The sequence below is a fragment of the Pseudoalteromonas sp. M8 genome, assembly GCF_018141365.1.
Classification (GTDB): Bacteria; Pseudomonadota; Gammaproteobacteria; order Enterobacterales; family Alteromonadaceae; genus Pseudoalteromonas.
In genome coordinates this window covers 730,605-757,021 of sequence record NZ_CP047240.1, presented here as the reverse complement: position 1 = coordinate 757,021, position 26,417 = coordinate 730,605, and the positions used below count along the sequence as shown (strand labels likewise).

Annotated in this window: 24 protein-coding genes and 1 pseudogene; 5 read left to right on the top strand and 20 right to left on the bottom strand. The window is 44.7% G+C overall.

Annotated features, from left to right (window positions below; translation table 11 throughout):
• Positions 1 to 94 precede the first annotated feature (94 nt).
• The 9 genes and pseudogenes from hflC to GSF13_RS08410 all read right to left on the bottom strand — a co-directional run bounded on the left by hflC (position 95) and on the right by GSF13_RS08410 (position 10,056).
• A complete protein-coding gene (gene hflC, locus GSF13_RS08450) occupies positions 95 to 973 on the bottom strand; it encodes a protease modulator HflC (RefSeq protein ID WP_010377388.1) in 879 nt (292 codons plus the stop codon).
• A gap of 5 nt (positions 974 to 978) precedes the next feature.
• Positions 979 to 2,153, bottom strand: a pseudogene (hflK, locus tag GSF13_RS08445) (FtsH protease activity modulator HflK).
• A 92-nt stretch (positions 2,154 to 2,245) separates the two neighbouring features.
• The gene (gene hflX / locus GSF13_RS08440) at positions 2,246 to 3,535 is read right to left on the bottom strand and encodes a ribosome rescue GTPase HflX (RefSeq protein WP_010605651.1); all 1,290 of its coding nucleotides are present in this window, start codon (positions 3,533 to 3,535) and stop codon (positions 2,246 to 2,248) included.
• Between the two features lie 24 nt (positions 3,536 to 3,559).
• Positions 3,560 to 3,823 carry an RNA chaperone Hfq gene (hfq, locus tag GSF13_RS08435; RefSeq protein WP_010377383.1) on the bottom strand — a complete coding sequence of 88 codons (264 nt, stop codon included), beginning with the start codon at positions 3,821 to 3,823 and terminating at the stop codon, positions 3,560 to 3,562.
• A 76-nt stretch (positions 3,824 to 3,899) separates the two neighbouring features.
• Complete coding sequence (miaA, locus tag GSF13_RS08430) at positions 3,900 to 4,790, bottom strand: tRNA (adenosine(37)-N6)-dimethylallyltransferase MiaA (protein WP_249122791.1); 891 nt, start codon at positions 4,788 to 4,790, stop codon at positions 3,900 to 3,902.
• Positions 4,791 to 4,896: 106 nt separating this feature from the next.
• The gene (gene mutL, locus GSF13_RS08425; protein ID WP_249122790.1) at positions 4,897 to 6,762 is read right to left on the bottom strand and encodes a DNA mismatch repair endonuclease MutL; all 1,866 of its coding nucleotides are present in this window, start codon (positions 6,760 to 6,762) and stop codon (positions 4,897 to 4,899) included.
• 3 nt (positions 6,763 to 6,765) lie between these two features.
• A complete protein-coding gene (locus tag GSF13_RS08420; RefSeq protein ID WP_211867872.1) occupies positions 6,766 to 8,109 on the bottom strand; it encodes an N-acetylmuramoyl-L-alanine amidase in 1,344 nt (447 codons plus the stop codon).
• Positions 8,102 to 8,575, bottom strand: a complete 474-nt coding sequence (gene tsaE / locus GSF13_RS08415) for a tRNA (adenosine(37)-N6)-threonylcarbamoyltransferase complex ATPase subunit type 1 TsaE (RefSeq protein WP_211867870.1) — start codon at positions 8,573 to 8,575, stop codon at positions 8,102 to 8,104. Before tsaE ends, GSF13_RS08420 begins: the two co-directional genes overlap by 8 nt.
• Positions 8,572 to 10,056: an NAD(P)H-hydrate dehydratase gene (locus tag GSF13_RS08410; RefSeq protein ID WP_211867861.1), complete on the bottom strand. Its 1,485-nt coding sequence runs from the start codon at positions 10,054 to 10,056 to the stop codon at positions 8,572 to 8,574. Before GSF13_RS08410 ends, tsaE begins: the two co-directional genes overlap by 4 nt.
• Positions 10,057 to 10,067: 11 nt before the next feature.
• Between GSF13_RS08410 and queG the strand changes: the two genes are divergently transcribed.
• Positions 10,068 to 11,201 carry a tRNA epoxyqueuosine(34) reductase QueG gene (gene queG / locus GSF13_RS08405; protein ID WP_211867859.1) on the top strand — a complete coding sequence of 378 codons (1,134 nt, stop codon included), beginning with the start codon at positions 10,068 to 10,070 and terminating at the stop codon, positions 11,199 to 11,201.
• 140 nt (positions 11,202 to 11,341) lie between these two features.
• Here queG and GSF13_RS08400 read toward each other — a convergent pair whose 3' ends face one another.
• The 3 genes from GSF13_RS08400 to GSF13_RS08390 form a co-directional block, all read right to left on the bottom strand.
• Positions 11,342 to 12,475 carry a response regulator gene (locus GSF13_RS08400; protein ID WP_211867857.1) on the bottom strand — a complete coding sequence of 378 codons (1,134 nt, stop codon included), beginning with the start codon at positions 12,473 to 12,475 and terminating at the stop codon, positions 11,342 to 11,344.
• 157 nt (positions 12,476 to 12,632) lie between these two features.
• A complete protein-coding gene (locus GSF13_RS08395) occupies positions 12,633 to 14,600 on the bottom strand; it encodes a hybrid sensor histidine kinase/response regulator (protein WP_010377369.1) in 1,968 nt (655 codons plus the stop codon).
• A 150-nt stretch (positions 14,601 to 14,750) separates the two neighbouring features.
• Positions 14,751 to 15,239 carry a GNAT family N-acetyltransferase gene (locus GSF13_RS08390; RefSeq protein WP_211867855.1) on the bottom strand — a complete coding sequence of 163 codons (489 nt, stop codon included), beginning with the start codon at positions 15,237 to 15,239 and terminating at the stop codon, positions 14,751 to 14,753.
• A gap of 67 nt (positions 15,240 to 15,306) precedes the next feature.
• Between GSF13_RS08390 and GSF13_RS08385 the strand changes: the two genes are divergently transcribed.
• The 4 genes from GSF13_RS08385 (at position 15,307) to GSF13_RS08370 (ending at position 17,251) form a co-directional block, all read left to right on the top strand.
• On the top strand, positions 15,307 to 15,858 hold the full coding sequence (locus GSF13_RS08385) for a glutathione peroxidase (RefSeq protein ID WP_026000907.1): 552 nt from the start codon (positions 15,307 to 15,309) through the stop codon (positions 15,856 to 15,858).
• Between the two features lie 64 nt (positions 15,859 to 15,922).
• A complete protein-coding gene (locus GSF13_RS08380) occupies positions 15,923 to 16,204 on the top strand; it encodes a peptidylprolyl isomerase (RefSeq protein ID WP_010377362.1) in 282 nt (93 codons plus the stop codon).
• A 100-nt stretch (positions 16,205 to 16,304) separates the two neighbouring features.
• Positions 16,305 to 16,883, top strand: a complete 579-nt coding sequence (locus GSF13_RS08375; protein ID WP_211867853.1) for a glutathione S-transferase family protein — start codon at positions 16,305 to 16,307, stop codon at positions 16,881 to 16,883.
• A gap of 11 nt (positions 16,884 to 16,894) precedes the next feature.
• The gene (locus GSF13_RS08370) at positions 16,895 to 17,251 is read left to right on the top strand and encodes a DUF2750 domain-containing protein (RefSeq protein WP_010605663.1); all 357 of its coding nucleotides are present in this window, start codon (positions 16,895 to 16,897) and stop codon (positions 17,249 to 17,251) included.
• Between the two features lie 43 nt (positions 17,252 to 17,294).
• Here the strand turns inward: GSF13_RS08370 and GSF13_RS08365 are convergent, their stop codons facing one another.
• The 8 genes from GSF13_RS08365 to pilW form a co-directional block, all read right to left on the bottom strand.
• Complete coding sequence (locus GSF13_RS08365; protein WP_010377356.1) at positions 17,295 to 17,681, bottom strand: VOC family protein; 387 nt, start codon at positions 17,679 to 17,681, stop codon at positions 17,295 to 17,297.
• A 401-nt stretch (positions 17,682 to 18,082) separates the two neighbouring features.
• On the bottom strand, positions 18,083 to 19,552 hold the full coding sequence (gene der, locus GSF13_RS08360; protein ID WP_010605664.1) for a ribosome biogenesis GTPase Der: 1,470 nt from the start codon (positions 19,550 to 19,552) through the stop codon (positions 18,083 to 18,085).
• A 74-nt stretch (positions 19,553 to 19,626) separates the two neighbouring features.
• On the bottom strand, positions 19,627 to 20,808 hold the full coding sequence (bamB, locus tag GSF13_RS08355; protein ID WP_010605665.1) for an outer membrane protein assembly factor BamB: 1,182 nt from the start codon (positions 20,806 to 20,808) through the stop codon (positions 19,627 to 19,629).
• Positions 20,809 to 20,817: 9 nt separating this feature from the next.
• Positions 20,818 to 21,435, bottom strand: a complete 618-nt coding sequence (locus GSF13_RS08350; protein ID WP_010605666.1) for a tetratricopeptide repeat protein — start codon at positions 21,433 to 21,435, stop codon at positions 20,818 to 20,820.
• Positions 21,436 to 21,444: 9 nt separating this feature from the next.
• Entirely contained in the window at positions 21,445 to 22,722 is a 1,278-nt protein-coding gene (hisS, locus tag GSF13_RS08345) for a histidine--tRNA ligase (protein ID WP_211867851.1), read from the bottom strand.
• A 178-nt stretch (positions 22,723 to 22,900) separates the two neighbouring features.
• Positions 22,901 to 24,019, bottom strand: a complete 1,119-nt coding sequence (ispG, locus tag GSF13_RS08340; protein ID WP_010377346.1) for a flavodoxin-dependent (E)-4-hydroxy-3-methylbut-2-enyl-diphosphate synthase — start codon at positions 24,017 to 24,019, stop codon at positions 22,901 to 22,903.
• 5 nt (positions 24,020 to 24,024) lie between these two features.
• Entirely contained in the window at positions 24,025 to 24,876 is an 852-nt protein-coding gene (locus tag GSF13_RS08335) for a RodZ domain-containing protein (RefSeq protein ID WP_249122754.1), read from the bottom strand.
• An 8-nt stretch (positions 24,877 to 24,884) separates the two neighbouring features.
• On the bottom strand, positions 24,885 to 26,378 hold the full coding sequence (gene pilW / locus GSF13_RS08330; protein ID WP_010605670.1) for a type IV pilus biogenesis/stability protein PilW: 1,494 nt from the start codon (positions 26,376 to 26,378) through the stop codon (positions 24,885 to 24,887).
• Between the last annotated feature and the right edge of the window lie 39 nt (positions 26,379 to 26,417).

Here is a 26,417-nt window from a genome sequence, read left to right as displayed (position 1 = left end):
CGTGGGATTTCATCGTCTAACGTTGTGGCCATATCGCGCCAATAAAAAACCCCGCTGGCTGGCGGGGTTTTACAATCATCTCAAAAGCATCATCTTATTGAGCTTTTGCATCCTTCATATAATCAAAGAACTTGCTATCCGGTGATAACACCATAACGTCATTCTTATCTTTAAAGGTATTTTTATATGCTTCAAGCGAACGAACAAACCCGAAAAACTCAGGGTCTTTATTATATGCTTTAGCGTAAATGTTTGCCGCCGTTGCATCACCTTGACCGCGAACCGCGCGAGCATTACGCTCAGCATCTGCAAGCATTACTGTCACTCGACGATCAACATTAGCACGGATGGTCTCCGCCTTCTCTTGACCCTCAGAACGGTGCTCTTTCGCCACAGCTTGACGCTCCGCACGCATACGCTGGTAGATCGAGTTACTTACTTCGTTAGGTAGGTTAATTTGCTTAACACGGACATCAAGTACTTCAATCCCAAGCTCAGTTGCACTTTCAGACGCTTGAACTAACGCTTCTTCCATTAGCTCGCTACGTTCACCAGATACTATTTCTTTAATAGTACGCGAACCGAAGTTTGTTCTTAGACCGTTGTTCACCTTTTGCTTAAGTAGCGTTTCAGCATACTGTTTATCACCACGCGCACGTAGGTAATAAGCACTAAAATCATTCACGCGCCACTTAACGTAAGAATCCACGATCAAGTCTTTCTTCTCGCTCGTTACAAAGCGATCAGGTTGACCATCAAGTGTTTGGATCCGTGCATCTAATTTACGTACTTGGCTAAAGAAAGGCACTTTCAGGTGAAGGCCAGGTTCATACACCAGAGCATCGCCATTCGCGTCTTTTTGTACCTTGCTAAATAGCAGTACAATTGCTCTTTGACCTTCGTTTACTACAAAGATACCAGAGAACGACATGATCACGGCAGTGACTAATAGAAGTAGACTAAAATTCTTCATATTGATTATCTCCCGTTACCAAATCTGTCGCGATTAAATCTATCACCGCCTGAATTGACAGAGCTATTTTGCTGTTGAGTACCTTCAATCGTTCTACGAAGCTGCTCAATATCGCTCTGATTTGGCAAACGTACTGGTGACGAAGCGTTGTTATGGGATTGCATAATCTTATCAAGTGGTAGATACAGCATGTTATTACCACCTTCAACATCAACCAATACCTTTGAGCTACGGCCCAAAACTTGCTCCATTGTATCAATATATAAGCGTTTACGCGTTACTTCTTTCGCAGCTTGGTATTCTGGTAGTAACTTTTCAAAGCGCTCCACTTCACCTCGAGATTCAAGGATTATACGCTCGCGATAAGCTTCTGCTTCTTGCGTCATACGAGTCACTTGACCACGCGCACGCGGTTCAATTTCTTTCGCATAAGCTTCTGCTTCACGAATGAAACGCTCTTCATCTTCTTGTGCAGCAATCGCATCATCAAATGCGTCTTTTACTTCTGAAGGAGGACGCGAGTCCTTAAAGTTAACGTCTGTAACAATCAAACCAAGATTGTATGGTTCGATAATACTGTTTAGCTCTTCCCAAGTGCGCTGACGAACCACTTCACGACCCGTAGTTAACACTTGGTCCATGCGAGAATGGCCCACAACGTAACGTAGAGCACTGTCTAGCGCTTGTTGTAAGCTGTGATCAGCATCGGTCACACTGAAACGATAAAGCGTTGGATCTACAACACGATATTGCACTTCAAACTCAACACTCACGACGTTTTCGTCTTCCGTAAGCATAAAGCCTGAAGCCGACAATGAACGCACCGCTTCAATATCTACAGGAATAACACGCTCGATGAACGTGGCTTTCCAGCGCAGACCCGGCTCAGCAATACGGTCAAATTTACCAAATTGCAACACGATACCGCGCTCAGCTTCTTTTACCGTGTAAATACCACTTAGTGCCCATACGATGGCTGCGATAATAAGTATAAAGACGAAACCAGCACCGCCTAATCCGCCATTACCACCTTTCCCCGGCTTACCGCCGAAAATACCGCCGAATTTATTACCAAATTTACGGAATACTTCATCTAGATCAGGTGGGCCTTGATCCCGCCCCCGCGGTTTTTCCACGGATCGTTATCATTGCCATTATTACCCGGTTCGTTCCAGGCCATAGCTATACTCCATTGTTATTTAAATGAATTAGGTTAAATCTAACAAAATTCGAGCGACTCTCATATAAAAATACGCTCGAAATTGACGATTTTTAACTACCAACAACCAAATCATTGAGATTTCGCCCGAATTCCTTATTGAGCTTTTCCCATTCGATTTTTGGCATTCTTACCGAAACAAGCCAGTTGCCTTGCTCGTCGTAGCCTTTTTCATCCACGGCATTAAGCTCAAATAGTGCACCTCGTAAGCGCCCAAGCGCAGGAGGTACGGCAAGCTCAGCTGTGAAAACGGTTTTTGCCAACAACTCTTTAACGGCGTCGAATAACAACGAAATCCCTTCTCCAGAGTGGGCACTTAACCACACTCTGATCGGTTTTCCTTCATCGTCCCTATCTATTCTAGGCGCAACTTCGTCCATTAGATCAATTTTGTTGTAGACTAAAAGTTGAGGAATGTCATTGGCTTCAATTTCCTCTAGAACCAATTGTACCTGTTCTATATTTTCTTTTCTTCTCGGATCTGCAACATCGATGACATGAAGCTGTAAATCCGCCTCACGAGTCTCTGTTAAAGTCGCCTTAAATGCTGCTACCAAGTCATGAGGTAAATGACGAATAAAACCTACTGTATCTGCTAAGATAACGGGGCCAACATCATCGATTTCGATCTTTCTTAGCGTAGGATCAAGCGTTGCGAACAATTGGTCCGCAGCATATACATCCGCATCCGTAATTTTGTTAAACAGCGTCGATTTACCCGCATTGGTGTAGCCTACAAGAGAAACAGTTGGGATCTCGTTACGACTACGCGCTCGACGCCCTTGCTCACGCACAACGGCTACCTTGTCTAATCGTTTACGAATACTCTTAATTCGCTCTCTTAGTAACCGTCTATCGGTTTCTAATTGAGTTTCACCAGGACCACGTAAGCCGATCCCCCCTTTTTGCCTTTCTAAATGCGTCCACCCTCGAATTAAGCGCGTAGAGATATGCCTTAGCTGAGCAAGCTCAACCTGCAATTTACCTTCGTGGGTACGGGCTCTTTGCGCGAAAATATCTAAGATCAGCGTTGTCCTATCTAACACTCGGCACTTACAAACGCGTTCTAAATTGCGCTCTTGTGAGGGACTGAGTTGGTGGTTAAATATGATGACATCTGCGTTGTGGATGTTGACAATCTCGGCAATTTCTTCAGCTTTACCCGTTCCGACAAACAACTTTGCATGTGGTGCTTGACGGCTGCCTTGCACAACCGCCACACTACTAACACCAGCAGAAGAAACTAGCATTTCCAATTCACGTAGATCTTCGCGATCTCCTTCGTGAGGAAATTCTATATGAACCAAGACTGCCTGTTCGCCGGCTTCATAACGGTCAAACAAGCATTAAGCTCCTACTAATAAGAATTAATAATTACCTTCTTCACCTTGGTCGCCCGCTTCACTTCCGGTTGCATTTTGGAAGTTAACCGCACGAGCTGGAACCACAGTGGAGATGGCGTGTTTGTAAACCATTTGGTTTACTGTGTTTTCAAGCAAAATCACAAATTGGTCAAATGACTGGATCTTGCCCTGTAATTTAATGCCATTCACTAAAAAAATTGAGACAGGAATGCGCTCACGACGCAAGACATTCAAAAATGGGTCTTGTAAAGATTGGCCTTTTGCCATTTTCTTATCCTTCGTTTTAGGTGTTATTATGTCAGGTCGTTGATTTAATCAGAACACGCTGATTTAACAACTACTATTAGCTTAGCGAAGTTAGAACACGTTGCAAGTTTTCTTGACTATCGGTGTCAAGCCAAGTCACATCTTGCCACCCCCTCAGCCAAGTTAATTGCCGCTTCGCCAGTTGTCTGGTCGCTGCGACGCCTTTGAAAACCATTTCGTTATAATCGCACTCGCCAGCTAAATACTCCCACATTTGCCGATATCCGACACAGCGAATAGAAGGCAAATCAGGGTGTAAATCTTTACGTTGATATAAGGCCAAAACTTCATTTTTAAAGCCTTCATCCAACATTATTTCAAATCTTTTCTCTATACGTTCATGTAAGACTTTTCGGTCACTTGGTGCAATCGCAAATTGATGAAATTTATACGGCAATGCATCCTGTTTGCTTTGCTGCAATTGAGTCATCGTTTTACCACTAATGCGATAAACTTCCAAAGCACGGTTGATACGTTGCGAATCGTTTTCGCTGATTTTAGCCGCGGCTTCTGAGTCAATCTCTTTTAACTGTTGATGCAGCGCAGGCCAACCCTTTTGTTCGGCTTCGCGCTCCAATACCGCTCTGATTTCAGCATCAGCCTCTGGTAATGGCGACAGGCCTTCAATCAAGCCTTTAAAATACATCATCGTGCCACCCACTAAAATTGGCACCTTGCCACGCTGATGAAAATCATCAATTAGTTTAATAGCATCAGCACGAAACTCAGCAACCGAATAGCTTTGTGCAGGATCAATAATATCAATTAGGTGATGTGGTGCCTGTGCTTGCTCTTGTGCGCTCGGCTTTGCCGTACCGATATCCATCCCTTTGTACACTAACGCCGAGTCTACACTGATGATTTCGGTATTTAACGCTTGGCATAACTCTATGGCCAATGCGGTTTTGCCCGCTGCTGTCGGCCCCATTAGGGTAATGACAGGTAACTTGTTCACATCTAACCTACTAATAAACTGCACTAATCTCGTATTATAGCTGATAGTACATGGTAATTAATACCTACTTAGGCACGAATTACTGCGAACTTAAAAAACTGACCAACTTCTGGGCATCAATTGTAACCGCACTTTTATGAATACGAGCCAAACATGAGGCTTTTGAAAGTAATTTTTCTTTAACTAAATCAAAATGCTGGCTATCGAAATAGCTACTGGGTGTTGAGACTTCTAGCCACTGTAACCAATCTTGGAGTTCAGCATCTGAGCTTGGTTCCATCATCTGCTTAGAAATTTCACCAACATCTATGCTATAGAGTGACACTGGCAACTTTTTAACTAAAATATGACCATCAAAAATTTCAATCGCAAACCCTAAAATTGCCAACCAAGTTTCACGCTGCTGCAATGCTTCCAGTGCGGCTTTATCTAACTTGATGCGCACGGGTAACAACAACGCTTTGCCTTGCAATGTGCCATCTTGCTCAATTTGCATTTGCCAATATGGCAACAGCCCCTGCCTACAATCACCAAACAACAATTGATTATCTTGCTCAAGCATGACTTTGCCTTGCGGCAACAACATCCAGCTAGATTTACTGGCGGATATCGGGACGCTACTTACTTCATTTGACGGCAATGCAGCTTCTTCAATTTGATCGAAGTGCCGCATCTGTTGATGTGATAGCCCTTGATAGAGCTGGTTTACATTCACCTGCTTTTTGCCACCACCTGTTGCACCGCCATAGTTACTTCGACCGCCACCTGAGGCTGCTCTTGAAGCCTCAGTGCGTTCGCCGAAGGTACTTGGAGCCGAATAGGCCTGTGGTTGCGTTTCGGGCTGTAAGGTTGAACGGTAACTTTGATGATAAGTTTCATCTACCTGTTCTTGGGGCGTAAATAATGGCGATGCGATATCAGGTGCTTGAGTCTCGGTCTCGCTTGCACAAGGTAAATCAATTTGCTCCGTCGCGACCTGCTTTATGGCTTGTACAATAAAGTCGTGAACCAAGCGCGCTTGATGAAAGCGAACTTCGTGTTTCGCGGGATGGACATTAACGTCAACTTGTCTCGGGTCTAATTCAAGATATATGACAAAACCGGGAAGCTCTTCATGCCCGATGGATTCATCAAATGCTTGGCGAATCGCATGCAGGATGAGCTTATCTCGCATCATGCGACCGTTTACGTAGGTATATTGTGTGCCGTTGTTGACCCCCGCAGGTAACACCCAACCGAATAACCTCAGTCCCTCATGCCCTGAGTCGATAAAGCTTGCTTGCTGTAAGAATGCTTTACCACCAACTTGCGCAACTCGCTCAACACCTTTATCAATAGTGCGAGGGCGATATTGGCGAACCACCTTTTGGTTATGAGTGAGCGTGATGGCAACATCAAAACGACTCAATGCAATGCGCTTAACCAGCTCATCGATATGGCTAAACTCGGTTTTTTCGGTGCGTAAAAACTTTCTTCGTGCAGGCGTGTTGAAAAACAGATCTTTGACTTCAATCGTGGTGCCGTCTGGGTGCGCGGTAGGTTGAACCTGCACAGCCATATCTCGCCCTTCGGCAAAAGCCTGCCAAGCAGTTTCTTGCGCTTGAGGTTTAGAGCTCAGAGTCAGTCGCGATACTGAACTGATGGATGCCAGCGCCTCACCTCGAAAGCCAAGCGAAGCAATACACTCCAGATCATCTAAACTTTTCAGTTTACTTGTCGCGTGGCGAGACAATGCCAACATCAGCTCGTCTTTAACAATACCGATACCGTTATCACGGATCCGAATAAGCTTGTGTCCTCCACGCTCAATGTCTATTTGAATGCGCGTCGCACCTGCATCAATACTGTTTTCCACCAGCTCTTTCACGACGGATGCTGGCCGCTCCACCACCTCACCGGCAGCGATTTGGTTGGCTAACCGAGCTGGAAGTATTTCTATCGTCATCATTTACGCTTTTGGAATAGTTAAGACTTGCCCAATAAACAAGGTATTGTTTTTCAGGTTATTTGCTTTTTTCAATTCACTGACCGTAATGCCATAACGGCTAGCCAGCACACTCAATGATTCGCCACTTTTTACTTTATGCGTCACCGGCTTGTTGGATTGCATACGCGCAAAGAGCGAATTATCCGGTGGATTTTTCTCATAATAGCCTTTTATCGAACTAAAAATAGCCCGAGCTAAACGCTCTTGATAATGCGGAGACATTAATAGCTTTTCTTCTTTGGGGTTTGAAATAAACCCGGTTTCCACCAGAATCGAAGGTATATCTGGTGATTTTAGTACCCCAAAGTTTGCAGCTTGCGGTCTGCTTTTGTGCATTTTTGCCACTTTTTTCAGCTCTTTGACGACTTCTTCTGCGACCTGAAACCCGGTTTTCATCGAATGTTCCATCGACATATCAAGTAACGCTTTGGCTAAATATTTTTCGTTGGCCGTATCTTTAATTAAATCGGCTGCACCACCCAATAATTGTGAGTGTTTTTCTTTGTCTTCTAGCCACTTACCTATTTCAGAATTAGCTCTGCGTAGTGATAACACCCAGACCGACGCTCCGCGTGGTTGAGGGCTGGTGAAAGCATCTGCGTGAATAGATACAAAGAAATCCGCTTTTCTTTCGCGCGCTCTTGCGGTTCTCGTATTCAACTTGAGATAATAATCGCCAGTACGAATAAGCTTTGCGCTCATCCCCGGCTGGCTATCTACTAAGCGCGCTAAACGCTTCGCAATTTGAATGGTTACGAGCTTCTCATAAGTACCTGAAGGTCCAATAGAACCTGGATCTTCACCGCCATGACCGGCATCGATGGCGATGACAATATCTCTGTCTTGCGCCAGTGTTTTTCGTGGTATGGCAGTTTTTGTATCGTCATAAGCACTCATCTGCTTACCATACAAATCAACAACTAGTCGATTTTTATATGGACCGGTTGGTGCTAACGCAAAGATTTTTGGCGTAGCGCTACGACTTAGCTCCACAACAATCCGTGCAGAATTGCTGTTTTTTGGTTTGCTTTGGCGCACCTTGTTTACAACTCGATGTTCGTCAGGAACACTCGGAAAGTCTTTTTGTTGCTTGGTGTTTTCAAGATCGATCACCAAGCGCAGTGGATTTTTCAGCACAAAATAGCTGTAATCCGGCTTATCGCTCATATCAAAAACAATACGAGTGCTTTCTGGGGAGGGCCAAACACGCACACTTTCGATGGCGTTTTGGGCGATGCTCTGCATGCTCGTTAAGAGTATGCAGATAAAAATTAAAATATAACTAATAGTCGGCTGATTACGCATGATCTTGTAATTGTTTTAATAGTGCCTCGCCGCGGCTAGACTTGGCCTCAAGTGTAATTTGACGGCCATCACCAGCATACTGCATTGTGACGTCTATATCTGGGTTTGGAATAAAGCCTTCACCTTTTTCAGGCCACTCAACAACACAGATTGCATTACTTGCAAAGTAATCCCGGATCCCCATGTATTCGAGCTCTTCAGGCGAACCTAATCGATATAAATCAAAATGATATATTGAGACATCATCCAGTTCATAAGGTTCAACTAAGGTATAAGTTGGACTTTTTACCTTACCTGAATGACCAAGGCTTTGCACGATCCCGCGAGTGAGCGTGGTTTTACCTGCGCCTAAATCACCGTGTAAAAATAGTACCGCACCTTGACGAATAACATTGGCAATTTTATTACCCATGGCAACTGTTGCTGGCTCATCAGCCAAATCGAATCTCATATGACCTGTCGTCACCCTAAAATACCTCGAATATGTTCGAATAAATCCCCGGCCAACATACCTTTTTCGCCGTCATGGGCGGCCTGCTCGGCAGCTAAACCATGAATATACACGGCTAGGTTTGTTGCAGCAAATGCTTCCATCCCTTGGGCAATTAAACCGCCTATGATACCAGATAAAACATCGCCCATCCCAGCACTCGCCATTCCTGCACAGCCTGAACGATTAATATTTATCCGCTCACCTTCAGATATCAAACTGCCCGGCCCTTTTAGTACCGTAACGGCGCCATATTCATGGCTAATTTTTTTAGCCACCGCGAAACGGTCATGTTCATTTAGCGGTGTCTCTAAGTGGTTCAATAACCGCCTTGCTTCACCTAGGTGAGGCGTTAATACCCAGTTTGATTTTTGCCTCGGTGCATGCGCTAAACAATTGAGCCCATCAGCATCCACAACCATCGGTAATTCAGTTGCCATCGCATGGTTAAAAAGTGTTTTGGCCCAAGCGTCTTGACCAAGCCCGGGACCAAGCACTATCACACTGGCTTTTTTTATCAGTGGCAATAACTCATTCGCACTCTCAACACCGTGCACCATTAATTCAAAACGCCCCTGTAAGACGCTTGCAATATTATCAGGATGAGTAGCGACCGATACAAGGCCAGCTCCTGCACGCAGAGTGGCTTCTGCCGCCAATCGAATTGCTCCAGCCATACCACGATTACCACCAATAAGTAACACATGACCATGTGCATTTTTATAGCTATCTGGTGCTCGCTGCGGCCTTGCTGCCATGAACGTTTGATGATTTAAGTAATTAGATGTTGGCGTTACTAGGGTTTTGAATGCTTCACCAACATCCAAGTCGGCTAACAATAGCGCCCCCACAAAACGCTTTGCCGAGCCGCTAAGTAAGCCCTGTTTTAACGCGATAAAGGTGATGGTTTCGGTAGCTAAAAATGCACTGGCCGCAACTTCTCCTGTTGTGGCATTTATACCGCTCGGTACATCAAGTGCCAACCTAGTAACCGGCAGTTTATTTATTTTGTCAAAACAAAGGCAAACATGGTCAGGCAGCTCACCTCTAAAACCGGTGCCGAACACACCATCAACCACAACCGTAAACTGACTTAACTCTACTTCGTTCAACGAAAAAACCAATGCGCCTTGATATTGAGAAAATGCCTGCTGCGCATCGCCCGTTAAGCTTTCGGGTGCAAATAACGCGAGTACGGTGACGGAAAATCCGGCCTGCTGACATAATTGAGCGACGACAAAACCGTCTCCCGCGTTATTGCCTTTACCTGTGATAATTAAGATATGGCTGGATTTGGACTGGCTGTTTTCAATAAAGCGAAATGCAGCGGCCCCAGCTCGTTGCATTAAGGTACTTAGATCTGTGCCTGATAACTTTGCGGCTTTTGCTTCATATTGCTGCACTTGTTGGGCTGAGTAAGCAAATTGTGGTAAATTGTCCGTGTATTCATTAGCCATTATTTCTTCCCGTGACGACCGATAATATCAATTATAGTGAACTTGCAGCACAAATTAAGCAATGGGGCCAAGAACTTGGCTTTGCAGAAGTCGGTATAACCGACATTGATTTACGCGAGCATGAAGCGCAACTTCAGCGCTGGTTAGACGCAGGCTATCATGGTGAAATGGCGTATATGGCGGCGCATGGAATGAAGCGTGCCCGCCCCGCAGAACTGGTTCCTGGCACTCAACGTATTATTTCGGTGAAAATGAATTACCTGCCACCCGATGCCAGCTTTGCCAGAGCACTTGGTAATAAAACCACCGCCTATATCTCTCGTTATGCATTAGGTCGAGACTATCATAAGGTAATGCGCAACAAGCTAAAGCAGCTCGGACAAAAGATTGAGCACGAAGTCGGTACGTTAGGGTTTCGCCCTTTTGTCGACTCAGCCCCAGTACTAGAGAGACAAATTGCAGAAAAAGCAGGCCTTGGCTGGCGTGGAAAGAACAGTTTAGTGATTAATAAGCAGGCGGGCTCTTGGTTTTTCTTGGGTGAGCTGTTTGTTGATATTCCTCTTCCTATTGATAAACCAAACCAAGAAGAAGGTTGCGGCCGTTGTACCGCCTGCCTAACTTTATGCCCTACTGGCGCCATCGTAGAACCTTATGTCGTTGATGCGAGACGCTGTATTTCTTATCTCACTATAGAGCTTCAGGGTGCTATTCCAGAGGAGTTTAGGGCAAAAATGGGCAACCGGATATACGGTTGTGATGATTGCCAGTTAGTTTGCCCATGGAATCGCTATGGTCAAATAACGGAAGAAGCCGACTTTTTGCCGCGAACTCAACTGAAAGATCAGCAATTGTTGAGCTTATTTGCATGGGATGAAGCAACATTTTTGAAAAACACCGAAGGCAGCCCCATTCGTCGGATTGGACATGAACGTTGGCTACGGAACTTAGCCGTTGGCCTTGGCAATGCACAATACGATGAAGCAATCGTTATAGCACTGGAAGATAAGCGTCAAAGTGCAACTCCCCTTGTTATTGAGCATATCGACTGGGCGCTGGAGCAACAAAGACAAAAGTCAGACCAACATGAACGCAAAAAAGCAAGGCTGATCCGCATTATTGAAAAGGGCTTGCCACGAGACGCTTAGCAGGTTTGTCGCGATAAAAAGTCGTGCTAAAGCACGACCTGCACAAAATGGTTCGAAGGAATCACGATAAATAAGCTGCGCTATAAAAGCTAAAAAGTCGCGCTAAAGCGCGACCTACGGCTGTATTGGAAGTAGGGTTGCTATTCTGAGCGTCGTGAGAGTAGTTTTAAGTCTTCTTCAATATCATGGAAAGCGGTTTTCACTTCTCGCACACTTTCTTCCCGTGCGACTGAGCTTTGAATCGCTTTATCGACGTTTTGATAGATAAACATCTCCTGATCTTCGTCTAGGCCCATTGTCGGAATGCGCTCTTCAAATAACTCTTGTAATGAGCGGAACACTTTTTCGTTTTCTTGACGATTTTTATCAAGCAGCAACACCATGCTGTTAAACTTACCTTGCACCATTTTTATCGCTTCTTCCAGGTCCTCGTGTTGCTGCACCAGCTTGCGTTTAGTGGAAATGGCAATTAACTGTTGCTCCGTTACACTGGCAATAAAACAGATATGATCCCGCAATCTACCGTGTTTATCTGGATCGTCTCCCGGCATATTGAGGATCAAAATACTCAAAAATGGATAGTTAACCAATATGCGATTAGTAAATTCATGTAATCGCCCTTTGGTGTGTAAGATCTCAAATAATTCAATGACGATAGGTGAGCAAATTCCCGTAGTGGCAAAGTGATGCTTTTGTCCCTCAAGCCGAACCTCGACATTACAATTAAGTCCCAGTCCCTTTAAACATTGACATAAAGCTTCCGCCAGTCGCGGGATTGTTTCTATTTCACCTATTTGCTCGATGTAGGTAACGATTTGCCCCATTTCACTGCTATTAGCCATGGCGCTAAATGCTGTGGAGGTTGCATCTTCAATTTGCTGAGCCAGAATATCTTTTTCTAATAGCATTTGGTTCAAGTGCGTGAGCTTGGCTTTTAGCTCACCTTGGCCAAACGGCTTAACAATATAATCTTCAGCCCCCACTGAGTAGCCTTCCATGCGCTCTTCAACAGAGCCTCTTGCAGACACGAACATAACGATAATATGCTGTGTGTTTGGATTGGCTTTAATTGCCTTACATACCTCATAACCGCTCATTTTTGGCATGCTCACATCAAGTAAAATTACTTGAGGGTCAAAGTCTTCAACTACAGCTAGACATTCATGACCGCTTTCAACGGTTTTTAACTCAAAGTCTAAATCTTCTAAAATCTCTTCAATGATTTCTAGATTAAATGGTTCGTCGTCAACTGCTAAGATTCTGCGTAAAGCCATAAATGAATATCCTTCGTCGGTTCGCAATGGGAAAGGCACTGTGGGGAAAATAAGGTAACTTAAGACCAGTGCTTCAACAGCTCCCAATCAAATTGTATTAGTACAAGCTCTACTATTATTTATAGACGCTTACTCAACGCCTTTCCAATTGCAACCATTACACCGCATTACTCTCAAGATGCTCTGTTAACGGCAAACTCACATTGATACATGCACCACCCTCGGGATTATTCTCGGCGTAAATCTGCCCTTTATGCAGTAAAATAAATTCCTTACAAATAGCAAGACCTAAACCCGTGCCGCCGGCACCACTGTCTGTTTTACTGCTTTGCACAAACTTGGCAAAAATCTGTTCCAATTCGTCATCCGGAATACCAACCCCTTGATCGGCAATCTTGATATGAATATCTTGATCTTTACAGCTTAACAGTACACTCACCTCACTCCCTTCAGGGCTAAACTTGAGCGCATTGCCCAATAAGTTTCTGATCACTTGATTCATTTGCTCCGGATCGCAAAAGGTCATCACGCCTTGAGCGGGCTTTTCAAAGCGAATTTTTATCTTTTTCTCAAGCGCAGTGCCTGATACATCTTCAATACCGCTTTGGATCACATTAACGAGGTTGTGAAAGCTTGGATTAAATGGAAAGCGACCTGCGTCTAACTTTGATAAATCAAGCAGATTGTTAAGTAGTACCAGTAGACGCTCACCACTGGTTTCGATACGAGATAAATACTTTTTGAGCTTGTCTGCCGGCACTTCTGGAGCCGTTAACTTATCTAAACCGAAACGTGCAAAACTTAATATAGAGTGCATTGGTGTGCGAAGCTCATGAGACATATTGGCTAGAAATTCAGATTTGGATAGGTTGGCCGCTTCCGCCGCTTCTTTGGCTTTTTGTAACTGTGCCGTTCGAGCTTGCACTTCAAACTCTAGTAACTCTTTGGTTTCTTCTAGCACTTCTTGTTGCTCTTTAAGCTTTGAGACATTTTTAAAAATGACCGCAAATGCCATATCGCCGTGATGATCGATTTCGTTAAACGTTCCCATTAAAGGAATGCTGCGCTCACCCGCTTTTGGCAGACTCAGCTCACAGTTAAAGTGCTTTAACATACCAACATGCTTCATCAAATCGCGTAATTGCGACACGGATATTTCATCAAATAGCTCAAAAATAGAGAGTGGCTGTAGCTCTTCTTCCGTCAGCTCAAACAATTCACAACACGCGTCATTTGCTTCAATAATATGGCCCTGGCGGTTGAACAGCATAATCGGATCCGGGGTATGTTTATAAATTACGCGTAGCAGACTATCGCGTTCAATCAAGGCATCGACCGTATCCTGTAGGCGCTCAACTAACTCTTGGTTATGGCGTCTTAAGAGCTCTGTTTGCCATAATTTATGTAGGCTTTGTAATAAATCGCTCTCATCAAACGGTTTAATCAGAATGTCTTCAACCCCTTGACGCACGGCTTCTAACATATCCACTTGATTAACCCGAGAAGTCATCAATAAGCAGCGGCAATTGTGATGCACTTGACGAACTTTATTAAACACATCTAAGCCAGTGTCTTTTTCTAGATTAAAGTCACAAATAAGAAGATCAACAGGATGTCGCTCGGCAACTTGCATCGCTTCATCAAGCGTCGTCGCGGTCGTCACCGCAAGCTGTGCTCCGCGTAGGCCGTTAGCTAAGGTCTCTAAGCGAGGCGTATGGTGGTCAACCAGCAACACTTTGGGCAGCACTAAGGTATTAGTAGAACCAATTTCCAGTAGGCGTTCAAGTAAGCCAGTAATATCTTTATTGGCAAAGAAGGGGTAGATAACAATGCCATTTGGCAAGGCCCGGTTGATTTCACTGAAAGATTTTAAGTGCTCGGCATTATCGGGTTTAGGTGCCAGCAATACTAACTTATCATGATTCCTCAGTTGATATAACGCTTGGAGCTTACTGGCGGGCACCCCATGAGCAATAACAACAACATCGAATTTATCAAAATCGAGATTTGCTTCCAGACTCCGGTAATGCACATGCTCTACCTCGCCACCGAGTAACTCAAATAATACCTTTACTCGCATCGCTTGCACACTGCTGCTGTCAATAATCAGCACTCGATTCGTCATAACCAGATCCTTTACCGATAATTCTGAGATCCAGTTTAGTAGAAGAATCACAAGACGCTAAAAAATAGCACTATTTTGATATGTTTGACGCCGCGGTCTAATTCACGCAGCGAAAAAAATTCAAACAGCAAAGAGCAACGGCGTATAAAGCTATGGGAGAGATTTGCCCAAAATCGTCAAGCTATAGTGATTACCATCCATGACCGCGACGTTGGGTAATTCTCCCCACTTTTTATAACCGTGTTTTTCAAACAAGCGGATACTGGGGAGATTATGAGAAAAAATAAAGCCTAGTAGCGTTGTAATAAACAAGCTTGGCGCTTGCTGCTCTGCAAAGTCCATAAGTTTGCTACCTAATCCTTGGCCTTGTGCCGTTTTTGCAAGATAGATACTCACCTCAGCCGTGCCATCGTAGGCAGGACGTCCATAAAAGCTGCTAAAGCTTATCCACGCTATCACCTTTTCCGCCAGCTCTACCACATAAATTGGGCGATTTTGCGTATGTGCGGCGAACCAACTTTGCTTTTGTGCTACGCTTACGGGCTCCGTATCCGCGGTGACTTGGCGGCTCGGTATCGTTTCGTTGTAAATGGCAACTATGGCGCAAAGGTCATGCGGTTTAGCGAGTCTAATATTCATGAAAGCTGATCAAGGTAACGAATATTTTCGTATCATAAGAGATAACATAAATAAAAGGAAAGCACTGATGATAAAAAGTCTTTCGATTCTGAGCTTAGCGCTCGGTTTCCTAATCTCGAGTAACGCGTATGCAAAGACATCCAGCTGTGATGATTTTACCAATGTTGAGCTGCGAAAACTGCGTTCTGATGACTCACTTAATCTATGTGAATTTAAAGACAAACCGCTTCTCATCGTAAATACAGCCAGTAACTGTGGATTTACAGGTCAGTTTGAAGGGCTTGAGCAACTACATCAAAAATATCAAGATAAAGGCCTTGTTGTACTTGGTTTTCCCTCAGATGACTTTTTCCAAGAAGAAGACGACGAAAAGGAAACTGCAAAAGTATGCTTTATCAACTACGGCGTAACCTTCAATATGTTTGCTACATCGGAAGTTCGAGGCTCGGATGCTAACCCCATTTTCCAACATTTGAATGAAGTAACAAGCTCTCCAAATTGGAATTTTTACAAATACTTAGTGTCAGCTGATCGGAAAACAATCAAGCGCTTTAACAGTCGCACTAAACCTATGTCTGACGAACTCACTAGCGAAATTGAAAAACTCTTGCCTAGATAAGCTGATTTTTTAACGTACCTAGATTAGAATAAAGTATGAATAATAAATAATCATCGGAGAAATTATGGCAATCGCTAGTGCAAGACACATCCTAGTAGATAGTGAAGCGCAATGCATGGAGCTCAAAGAACGCATTGCAGCAGGGGAAGATTTCGCAGAAATCGCAAAGCAGTACTCCAATTGCCCGTCGGGCCAAGATGGTGGTGCGCTAGGTGAGTTCGGACCAGGCATGATGGTGCCTGAATTCGATAAAGTGGTTTTTTCAGCCCCAATCAATCAAGTACAAGGGCCAGTGCAAACGCAGTTTGGTTTTCACTTGCTTGAGGTAACCAGTCGTAGCGATTAATTCGCTTGCGAAAAGTTAATCACTTCGCCATCATTCCTTAATACCAACTCGCTACATTTACTGGATGAGCGAAAAGATACTTAGTTGAAGGAATGATGGCATGAAACTTATCGGTTCGAACACCAGTCCATACGCCCGTCGAATTAGAATGTGGGCCGCGGCTAAACAGCTCCCAATGAGCTACCAGCATATAGATATATTTTCCGAAGCAGGCCATGACGAACTTATTCGCCATAATCCCGCCCGTAAGATCCCATTTTTAATAGACGATGCACAACTTATTTGTGATTCCAATCTGATTGTTCGCTATCTCCGTGAAAAACATCAACTTCCATTTCCCAGTTGGGATCAAGAAAATTGGCTGATCCTTATTAATGCCTGTAATGATTCTGTGGTGGAACTGTTACTTAGTAAGCGCTCTGGTTTTGATATTGAACAAGATAAACTATTTTTTAATCTACAGCGGGAACGAATTGGTCATACCCTGCACTATCTCAATGAAGAGTGTGTGACAGAAGAGTTTTTACACTGTGATTATCTCCAAATCAGTTTATACTGCCTTATTGATTGGGTTCTATTTAGAGAGCTCGTCGACCTGAGCGATTACACCAACCTAATGGCATTTCATGGCCGTTGGCAAAGCCAAGCAATCGCCCAGCAAACTGATCCACGAAATTGAGAACACCTATGATGAATGAAGAAGAAATTGGCTCAGAAGTCAGTGAGTTTATTGAGCAAGTAAAAAATACTGAAAGCGTTTGGGCACTTAGCTCTGATGACGGTGGCATGGTTGTGGTTGACTCTAACCAGTTTGACGAGACTGATGTGTTATTGCTGTGGGATAGTGAAGAAAAAGCGCAAGCGCAATGTCGCGACGAGTGGAGTGAGTTTTCACCGATGAGTATTGATGTTGAAAGTTTTCTTGACGAATGGGTACTCGACCTAAAAGAAGATGATGCACTCGTTGGTCTAAACTGGAATGATGACAACGTTTGTGTTGAAATCGAGCCCGTTGGTCTTGCTAGACTACTTGTCGATATCGAATAAAAGCACACCGCATCAAAGTGGCGCTCGTCCTTCGTGAGTGCCGCTATTCACCCGGCTTTGACACCAAAGCAATTAAAGTCCCTTCAATGGCTCTTACATAAGCTTGTGTTACTCTGCCCTTTTGGTTTGGTGAGCTTAATGGCTCAGCCCCTGCGGCTACCGCCTTATCATAGCATTCAGGGACATTTTCACAGCTGATGGTAATTTCAAACCCAAGTGCAGGCTGTTTAGGATGGCAACGAATATAGTCTTGCCTAAATTGTGATTGGGCTAATGGATGGCTGGCAAAGGCGAGTTTCACTTCTCCTGTGTCTAACTCACCATAATCCCCCTCATCTGTCATATCAAAAGTGCTCAAGCCAAATGCTTGATAGTAAAAATCCAGCACTTCCTCAACACTTTCTACATAAATCACCGTTTTAGCAAACACCTAAGCCTCACTATCAATAAACCTAATGTAACTTAACCTGAGTTTTGGGTAAGAAATGAGCTAACTCTTTATTTTTCAAGCTTGTCTAAACCATATACTTGTCTAGCCAGAGAGTTTTAGGGATAACTAGGCGGATTTACGCACCAATAGCTGGCTATTGGAAGTAAATTCAACAAAGTTAGCGCTGAAACTAGCTGCTAGAAAGGCATTAATTATCCGAAGCTCAGGTTATATATAACTTAAGCACAAATGTTGGGCAAGGTAAAACAAAGCGAGAGAGTTCAGGGTTAAAGTTAAATATAGTCGAATGTGGAAAAGGAGTTGATTGGATAGATATGGAACTTATGCTCAGCTCGACACACTCACCAGATAGTGTCGAGCTACAATTCCCGCAAAAAGCCTTACGACTTATTGCGGTTTTCTTTTGCGAATGCGCGAAGCTTACGCTTTTGTGAGAGCGTCATTTTGTTTGAACGACCAGCGTAAGGGTTATCCCCTTCACGGAATTCAATCTTAATCGGCGTACCCATTACGTTAAGCGCTTTACGATAGTAGTTCATCAAATAGCGCTTATAGCTATCTGGCAGTTCATGCACCATATTGCCGTGGATAACAATACGCGGCGGGTTATAACCACCTGCGTGTGCGTACTTAAGCTTCACACGGCGTCCACGAACCAATGGTGGCTGGTGATCCGCCTGAGCCATATCCATAATACGACGTAACATTGCCGTACTTACTCGCTTAGTCGCTGATTCATAAGCTTCGTCAATCGACTCAAACAAGTGACCAACACCTGTACCATGTAATGCGCTAATAAAGTGCAAACGAGCAAAATCAACAAAGCCCAAGCGTCTGTCTAGCTCAGTTTTGATACGCTCTTTGACATAGTCATCAAGACCATCCCATTTGTTTACCGCAATAACCAACGAGCGACCCGCATTTAGTGCAAAACCAAGTAGACTCAAGTCTTGATCTGAGATCCCCTCGCGCGCGTCTACAACGAGCAATACCACGTTGGCATCTTCAATCGCTTGCAGGGTTTTGATAACCGAGAATTTCTCTACGACATCGCTGACTTTCTTACGCTTACGTACACCGGCGGTGTCGATTAACACGTATTCTTTATCATTGCGCGTCATTGGAATGTAAATTGAATCGCGTGTTGTACCCGGCATATCGTAAACGATAACGCGGTCTTCACCTAAAATACGGTTAGTTAGTGTTGACTTACCTACATTTGGACGACCGATAATCGCGAGTTTAACAGGCTTGTCTTCAAAACCCGTTTTGCCGTCTTCGGCTTCTTCACCTTCAAGGTAAAGCTCGGCGATATCTTCATCATCATGCTCAAGCTCTTCATCTTGAGCCGTAAGTTCAGCGATAATCGGTTGTAGCGTCAACTCTAATAATTGAGTAACACCACGACCATGCGCAGCGGCGATCTGTTGAACATCACCGAGCGCCAGCTGGTAAAACTCAGCACAGTTGGAGTCAGCATCAATGCCATCCGTTTTATTGGCGACAACAAAGCAATTCTTCTGTTGTTTACGAAGGTGCTGCGCGATAGCTTGATCAGCAACCGTCATACCTGCGCGCGCATCCACCAAAAATAGCACAATATCCGCTTCTTCAATTGCAAGCAGCGACTGCTCCGCCATTTCAGTTTCAATGCCTTCTTCAGAGCCATCGATACCACCCGTGTCTACCACAATAAACTCGTAGCCTTCATAGTTTGCTTGGCCGTATTTACGGTCGCGAGTCAGACCCGGAAAGTCAGCAACTAACGCGTCACGAGTACGTGTTAAACGATTAAACAGTGTGGATTTACCCACATTAGGTCGCCCAACCAGAGCGATCACAGGAAGCATAGACTACCTCTTTTATAAACAACAAAAGGCTTCGCAAAAGCGAAGCCCCATAAAAAATCTAAAAATTCAGAAAGTTACTGCGGAATTTGAACTGCGCTAAGTTCACCATCACGCGTGTAAACAAATACTTTGCCATCGACCACAATCGGTTCGACGAAAAAACCTGAACTATCAAACTCGGTACGCGATACCAACTCACCAGAGCTCTTATCTAGCCAATGTAAGTTACCTTCCTGATCGCCAACCACTACATAGTTGCCAGCAACCGTTGGAGCGGTTAAATACCAACCGCGCAGAGCTGGTTGTGTCCAACGTTCAATACCTGAGTTTTTGTCTAGTGCGTACAGTACACCATCGCTATCAACCAAATAAATTACGTCAAGATCGAGTGTAAGGTCTCGGTAACTACTGTACTCACGATCCCACACTACATTGCCGCTGCGCACATCAATGGCGACTAGTTTACCATTATAGGCGATAGAATACACATATGCGCCGCTTACAACAGGTTTAGTATCAACATCCACCAAACGTTCAAACTCAGAAGCCCCTTTTGCAATTGCAACATCCGAGCTCCATGCGGTAAAACCGTTTTCAGCGATAAGTGCTGTTAACTTACCACTTTCTTCGCCAACCAATACGCCACCATTCGCGCTGGTTGGTGAGCTTAAACCACGTAATGTCAGCGCAGGGACTTCTTGCTCATAGTGCCAACGCTCTTCACCTGTATCTGGGTGTAGCGCAACCAGCTTGCCTGAACCTAAGTTAACGTAAAGAAGACCATCGCCTGCAGCTGGCGCTGACAGTGCTTCACCTGGTACCGACTTACGCCAAACTATTTCGCCGGTTTCACGGTCAAGCGCAAAAACCTGTCCGTGCTCAGAGCCAACATAGAGTTTACCATAAGCTTGTGTGATCCCACCTGACAGCTTCGCACTGTCGCTGTCTTCCCATGGCCAAAAGTTGGTATTCTCACGAACATCAACTTGCCACTTTTCTTTACCTGTTTGTGCATCAAATGCTGTCACTATACCTTCACGGGCAGCTGCAAAAACAGTGCTTTGGTAGCTTGTTGGAGATAAACGCGAAAAGTAGTGCTCAACCCCGTCACCAATCCCTTCTTGCCAAACCACAGAGGCGTCGAATTGATTGTTGATCTCAGGGAGCTTTAACTCTTCTTCATCATCACTAGAAGAACAACCAGCGGTGAGTGCTGCAACACATAAAGCCAATGAGGCCATCGTTAACTTCTTCATGGCAACTCCTTAAACCGTTGTCTTTTGTGCAAGATCATCCAGTTTAATTTGCAGCATAGGGTTGCTATTGCCTTCCGCTGCTTCTAGTGCCGATTGATAAGCACTTCGAGCTTTATCTTTATCGCCTTGAGCAAGGTAAATATCACCTTGGATCTCAGCAAGCTGAGCCTTAAACGCTTCAGGCATAGGCTTAGCGAGTGTTGCCAGTGCTTGTTCGTATTGAGACTGAGACGCTTGTACACGTGCAAGTCTTAATAAAGCCGTTGCTTTTAGCTCAGCGTTAGCAACATTATCAGCCGCCCAAGTTAGCTTCTCTGCAGCTAGCTTAAGATCGTCTTTGTCGATTGCCTCTTTAGCAGCAACGAAAGCCGCTAACACGGCGTAGTTAGAATCAGCATTTGCAGCAACAAAAGCGTCGCTTTTAGCTAGTACATCATCACTTTCAACAACCTGAGTGTATGCTTCTGATGCTGCTTCTGCGCTATCGATCTGGCTTTGGTTATACGCTTTCCAGCCATACAGACCACCTAAACCAAGCACAGCACCAACCACAATCGTTGTACCATTTTCACGGAAAAATCGTTTTATTGCTTCTGCTTGTTGTTCTTCTGTTGAATAAATTTCCATTCTAACCTCTTAGCCTACCAGCTCTGCTAACAGCGTTTTTACTTCTGCAAGTGGTAAGGTGATTTGTTCTTTCTCTTCACGCAGATACTTCACTGTCACTTTGCCTTCAGCGAGTTCATCTTCGCCTAGCACTAGCGCAATAACAGCATCGCTTTTATCTGCACGCTTAAATTGTTTCTTGAAGTTGCCACCGCCACAATGAACCATCACGCGAAGGCCAGCAATATCATCTCGTAATTGCTGTGCAACTACAGGAGCTTGAATCGCCGCTTTGTCACCCATCGCAACGACGTATACGTCAGCATTCCGACGAATATCACCCACACATTCCAGCGTTTGTAGCATCAACACTAAACGTTCGATACCCATAGCAAAACCAACGGCTGGCGTTGCTTTGCCGCCAAGCTGCTCAACCAAGCCATCATAGCGGCCGCCAGCACATACTGTGCCTTGAGAACCTAAGCTTGTTGTCACCCACTCAAATACAGTGCGGTTGTAGTAATCTAAGCCACGTACCAGTTTTTCATTAACTTGGTATTCGACGCCAGCTGCGTCTAAACGTTCACACAAATTAGCAAAATGTTCGCGTGATTCTTCATCTAAGTGTTCAGAAAGCTTAGGTGCATCAACCAGTACAGCTTGCACCTCTGGGTTTTTGCTATCTAACACGCGCAGTGGATTGCTATACATACGGCGCAGACTGTCTTCATCAAGCGCTTCTTTGTGTTGCTCCAGATATGCAATCAGAGCATCACGATATTCAGCACGCGCTTCATTTGACCCCAAAGAATTGAGCTCAAGCTTAACATGGTCTTGAATACCAAATTGCTGCCATAGACGCGCCGTCAATAAGATCACTTCGGCATCAATGTCTGCCGTCGCCATACCAAAGGTTTCAACACCAAATTGATGGAATTGACGGTAACGGCCTTTTTGCGGTCTTTCATGGCGGAACATAGGTCCCATGTACCAAAGGCGCTGTTCTTGGTTGTATAGCAAACCATTTTGATTACCCGCACGGACGCACACTGCTGTGCCTTCCGGACGTAGCGTTAAGCTATCGCCATTACGGTCATCAAAGGTATACATCTCTTTTTCGACGATATCGGTCACTTCACCGATAGAGCGCTTAAATAGATCGGTCGACTCAACGATTGGAAAACGGATCTCTTGATAGCCAAATGCCGCTACTGTGTCTCTTAACACCGATTCTACTTTCTGCCAGACCTGCGTGTCACCTGGCAGACAATCATTCATTCCACGGATTGCCTGAAGTTGTTTAGTCACTGAAAACCCTAACTTAAATTTGTCACCAATCGATTTACTACTACTTGAGCCTTTAACTAAATACGCTCAAACAGTCTCATCGCATTGGTTTTATTTCTTTAATGCCATTTATCGTCGTGCAGTTTAGCACGCCGTGAGAAAGCGCGAAAATTCGCTTATCTTAACGATTACGCCGGTATCAGTCGATGATTTTTACATCGATTTTTTCTTCGCTTTCTTTTTTCTCTACATATTCTCGGATCTGAGATTCTAATTGAGCAACGATATCATCATTATCAATCCGTGTTTTTTGGCGCTCGCCATTGATATAAAGACCTGAACGGCGATTTGCGCCAGCAAGACCTAAGTCACTGACGAGTGCTTCACCAGGACCATTGACCACGCAGCCAATCACAGACACCGAAATAGGTGTGACGATATCTTCTAATCGCTCTTCCAGCTGATTCATCGTATTCACTACATCAAACTCTTGGCGTGAACAACTTGGGCAAGCAATAAAATTAATGCCGCGCGAGCGAATTCGCAGTGACTTTAGAATATCAAAACCCACTTTGATTTCTTGCACCGGATCAGCCGCAAGTGAAACACGTAATGTATCACCAATCCCTTCAGCAAGTAACATCCCTAGGCCAACTGCCGATTTAACCGAACCGGCTCTAAAACCACCTGCCTCGGTGATCCCAAGGTGCAGAGGTTGATCAATTTCTTTTGCCAATAAACGATAAGCGCCAACGGCTAAGAATACGTCGGAAGCTTTTACCGAGACTTTAAACTGATCAAAGTTATGGCGCTGGAGAATTTCGACATGTCGCATCGCAGACTCAAGCAAGGCTTCTGGTGTTGGTTCACCATACTTTTCTTGCAAATCGCGCTCTAGTGAGCCGCCATTCACGCCAATACGAATTGGGATATTATGCTCTCCCGCCGCGTCAATCACTGCACGAATACGATCTTCGCTGCCAATATTCCCAGGGTTTATCCGCAAGCAATCGGCACCGTACTTAGCCACTTGTAATGCAATACGATAATCGAAGTGAATATCCGTAACGAGCGGAATATCCACTTGCTCTTTAATGCTTTTGAATGCTTCAGCTGCATCCATTGTCGGCACAGAAACACGGACAATATCCGCTCCGGCGTCTTGGATAGCTCTAATTTGTGCCACCGTCGCATCAACATCTAGAGTATTGGTGTTCGTCATAGACTGTACTGCTATCGGTGCGCCATCACCAATAGGCACATTACCGACATAGATCCTTGTTGATTTTCTACGCTTTATAGGTGGTTCTGAAAACATGCTGACTACTCTGTTAACGGTAAATTGAATTTAGCTAGACGGTTTTTAGTAAACGCAGGCAAAGACACTGGTTTACCGTCAAGCGTGACCTCTACGGCCTGATGCTTGCCGAGTATAACAGAAAAAGGGGCCTTACCTTCAACTGTCATAGTATATCCCGCTTTTTTAACACCGAACGCGACACGTTCTTGTGTCGCATCAAACATTTCAACCCAGCTTTCTTCGTTGAAATGCATGACTACCGTGCTCAATGCCGAGTTTCGTTTTACCGTTTGCGGTTTCGCTTCAACAGGTACTGAAACCTCCGTTTCACTCATCTGCGGCTCGCTTTGCGGGGCTGTCTCATTATTTTGCTCAGTAGGTAATGCTAACTCATCAAGCTTTGGCGTTGTGGCATTTTCAACTGGCGTCTCAAGCTGAGTGACCGGCGTTTCAGGCACCACTTCTTGCTCTGAGCTATTGGTCTGCCAAAACCAAAATGCCGACGACCCCAGTACAATAGCCAGCACAATGTAGCTCACCATCATTAGGCGGTTATCGTGGGCTTCTTTATGAGTACGGCGAGAAAAGCTTTGCATCCGCTTTTTCTGTGGCGGCAGCTCCGGAGATTGATATCGAGCCAGTACTTCCGTCGGATTCAACCCCAATAGCGCAGCGTAATTTTTAATATAGCCACGCACAAAGGTTTCAGGCCCTAGGTCTTGATAGTCATCCTGCTCGAGCTTGGTAAGTTGGGCATGGGTCATCTTTAAGCGCGATTCAATTTCAGCAAAGCTGATCCCGGCATTTTGTCTCGCCGTTGCTAAAGTTTGCCCGAGTGAAGGCTGCTCTTGTTCAGGTGCTTCCTGCTCTTTCATTGTTTGGTTCATAAAACGTAATTTGTTGGGTCTACAATTAATAATCCGTGGCCTGCTTGCAGCGCCACATCAGGAGTGAGTTTATTCCATCGCATAATTTCATCGATCAACACACCATATCGATCGGCAATACTGAGCAAAGTATCTCCCGCCGCAATTTCATGCACGACATTGGGATTGTTAAGATACACCTTTTGACCTGCGTACAATCTTGCAGATTCCCGCACTTGATTATATTCCATCAATTCAACCATTTTAATGTCGTATTTGACTGAAATACTAAACAGGTTTTCACCTGCAATAACAGTATGAAAAGGTACCTGAGGAGGCGCAACGTCACGATTTAATAACGGTACACTTGAACTGCTGGATGATGTAGTCGCTAACACTTGAGGCTCACGTGAGCGAGGACTAAATGTGACTTCCGATGGGTCCGGTTGATAAAACTCAACCCGAGCTTCAGAGTCCGAGCTAACGTTCACTAAAGATGTGCTTTTTGCCACTTCAGGTTTTGCCGAAGGCGCAGAATTATTGGCCTCAATGGGTGAATCAACGGTGAATGATTGGGTTGAATTCGGTTGCGTTTTCTTACGTTTAATTTTAATTTTTGGATTCGCAACTATATGATTAGGCGACGCCTCTGCAAGCTGATTTAACTGCGCTTCTCGATAGCGATTGCGCAACCGTTCAAATTCACTTGCAGCGATATTATTCGTTAAGATAAGGCCTGCTTGTGCAGATTTAGGGTAGCTTTGCACCAAGGTCGTGGCGATGTCTTGCGCTTTTTGTAAGTGGCCCATTTGCATATGCACTAGGTGCCCAAGCATTAAGCTTCTTGGCGAAATAAATCCACGCTTGGCAACATTATCAAGCACATCTTCTGCTCTTAAGAAATCACTGCGAGCATAGTACAGGCCCGCGAGTGCAAGTTGCGACGACATTTGCTGAGCGTTATGCTTAATCGCATTTAACAGATATTCCTCGGCAAGGGAATACTCGTTTTGCTTCAACGCACATAGGGCTAAGTTTTCATAGCTTGCAGATACCCGCAAATAACTTGGCACCTCTATCGCTTTGAAAAAGTATTTGCTCGCTTTGTCATACTGTCCAACGCGACAAAGAAAAGTGCCATAGTTGTTTAGTGTGTCGGGATTATCTGGCTCAATATCCAAAGCCGCCTGATAGGCATTATCAGCACGTTGTTGCTCGCCCACCTGTTCGTAATAATACGCTAATGTATAATGAGCTTCGGCCAGCTTTGGCGCTAACTGTAATGCACGCTCTAAGTTAAATTTGGCTGAGGTGGTGTTACCAGAATTGAGATATTGAAGTGCAAGCGCAATGCGAGTTCTTGCGGCATTGGTGTTATTGACTTGTTGTTCGGCCACAGGACGCCCATCGGAGCGATAACTACTCTCCGTCACACAACCTGACAGAACTAAACTCGCGCCTGCGAGAATGGATGCAGCCAATCCTGTTTTGCGATAATTTCGCGATTGCATCACTCACCTTTGAATGCCACTGGGTTCTATGTGTGCCCT

Coding starts and splice junctions, on each gene's coding strand:
- hflC (WP_010377388.1), bottom strand. CDS start 973: ATGAAGAATTTTAGTCTACTTCTATTAGTCACTGCCGTGATCATGTCG.
- hfq (WP_010377383.1), bottom strand. CDS start 3,823: ATGGCAAAAGGCCAATCTTTACAAGACCCATTTTTGAATGTCTTGCGT.
- miaA (WP_249122791.1), bottom strand. CDS start 4,790: ATGGGGCCGACAGCAGCGGGCAAAACCGCATTGGCCATAGAGTTATGC.
- mutL (WP_249122790.1), bottom strand. CDS start 6,762: ATGACGATAGAAATACTTCCAGCTCGGTTAGCCAACCAAATCGCTGCC.
- GSF13_RS08420 (WP_211867872.1), bottom strand. CDS start 8,109: ATGCGTAATCAGCCGACTATTAGTTATATTTTAATTTTTATCTGCATA.
- GSF13_RS08410 (WP_211867861.1), bottom strand. CDS start 10,056: ATGGCTAATGAATACACGGACAATTTACCACAATTTGCTTACTCAGCC.
- GSF13_RS08400 (WP_211867857.1), bottom strand. CDS start 12,475: ATGGCTTTACGCAGAATCTTAGCAGTTGACGACGAACCATTTAATCTA.
- GSF13_RS08395 (WP_010377369.1), bottom strand. CDS start 14,600: ATGACGAATCGAGTGCTGATTATTGACAGCAGCAGTGTGCAAGCGATG.
- GSF13_RS08390 (WP_211867855.1), bottom strand. CDS start 15,239: ATGAATATTAGACTCGCTAAACCGCATGACCTTTGCGCCATAGTTGCC.
- GSF13_RS08385 (WP_026000907.1), top strand. CDS start 15,307: ATGATAAAAAGTCTTTCGATTCTGAGCTTAGCGCTCGGTTTCCTAATC.
- GSF13_RS08380 (WP_010377362.1), top strand. CDS start 15,923: ATGGCAATCGCTAGTGCAAGACACATCCTAGTAGATAGTGAAGCGCAA.
- GSF13_RS08375 (WP_211867853.1), top strand. CDS start 16,305: ATGAAACTTATCGGTTCGAACACCAGTCCATACGCCCGTCGAATTAGA.
- GSF13_RS08370 (WP_010605663.1), top strand. CDS start 16,895: ATGAATGAAGAAGAAATTGGCTCAGAAGTCAGTGAGTTTATTGAGCAA.
- der (WP_010605664.1), bottom strand. CDS start 19,552: ATGCTTCCTGTGATCGCTCTGGTTGGGCGACCTAATGTGGGTAAATCC.
- bamB (WP_010605665.1), bottom strand. CDS start 20,808: ATGAAGAAGTTAACGATGGCCTCATTGGCTTTATGTGTTGCAGCACTC.
- GSF13_RS08350 (WP_010605666.1), bottom strand. CDS start 21,435: ATGGAAATTTATTCAACAGAAGAACAACAAGCAGAAGCAATAAAACGA.
- ispG (WP_010377346.1), bottom strand. CDS start 24,019: ATGTTTTCAGAACCACCTATAAAGCGTAGAAAATCAACAAGGATCTAT.
- GSF13_RS08335 (WP_249122754.1), bottom strand. CDS start 24,876: ATGAAAGAGCAGGAAGCACCTGAACAAGAGCAGCCTTCACTCGGGCAA.
- pilW (WP_010605670.1), bottom strand. CDS start 26,378: ATGCAATCGCGAAATTATCGCAAAACAGGATTGGCTGCATCCATTCTC.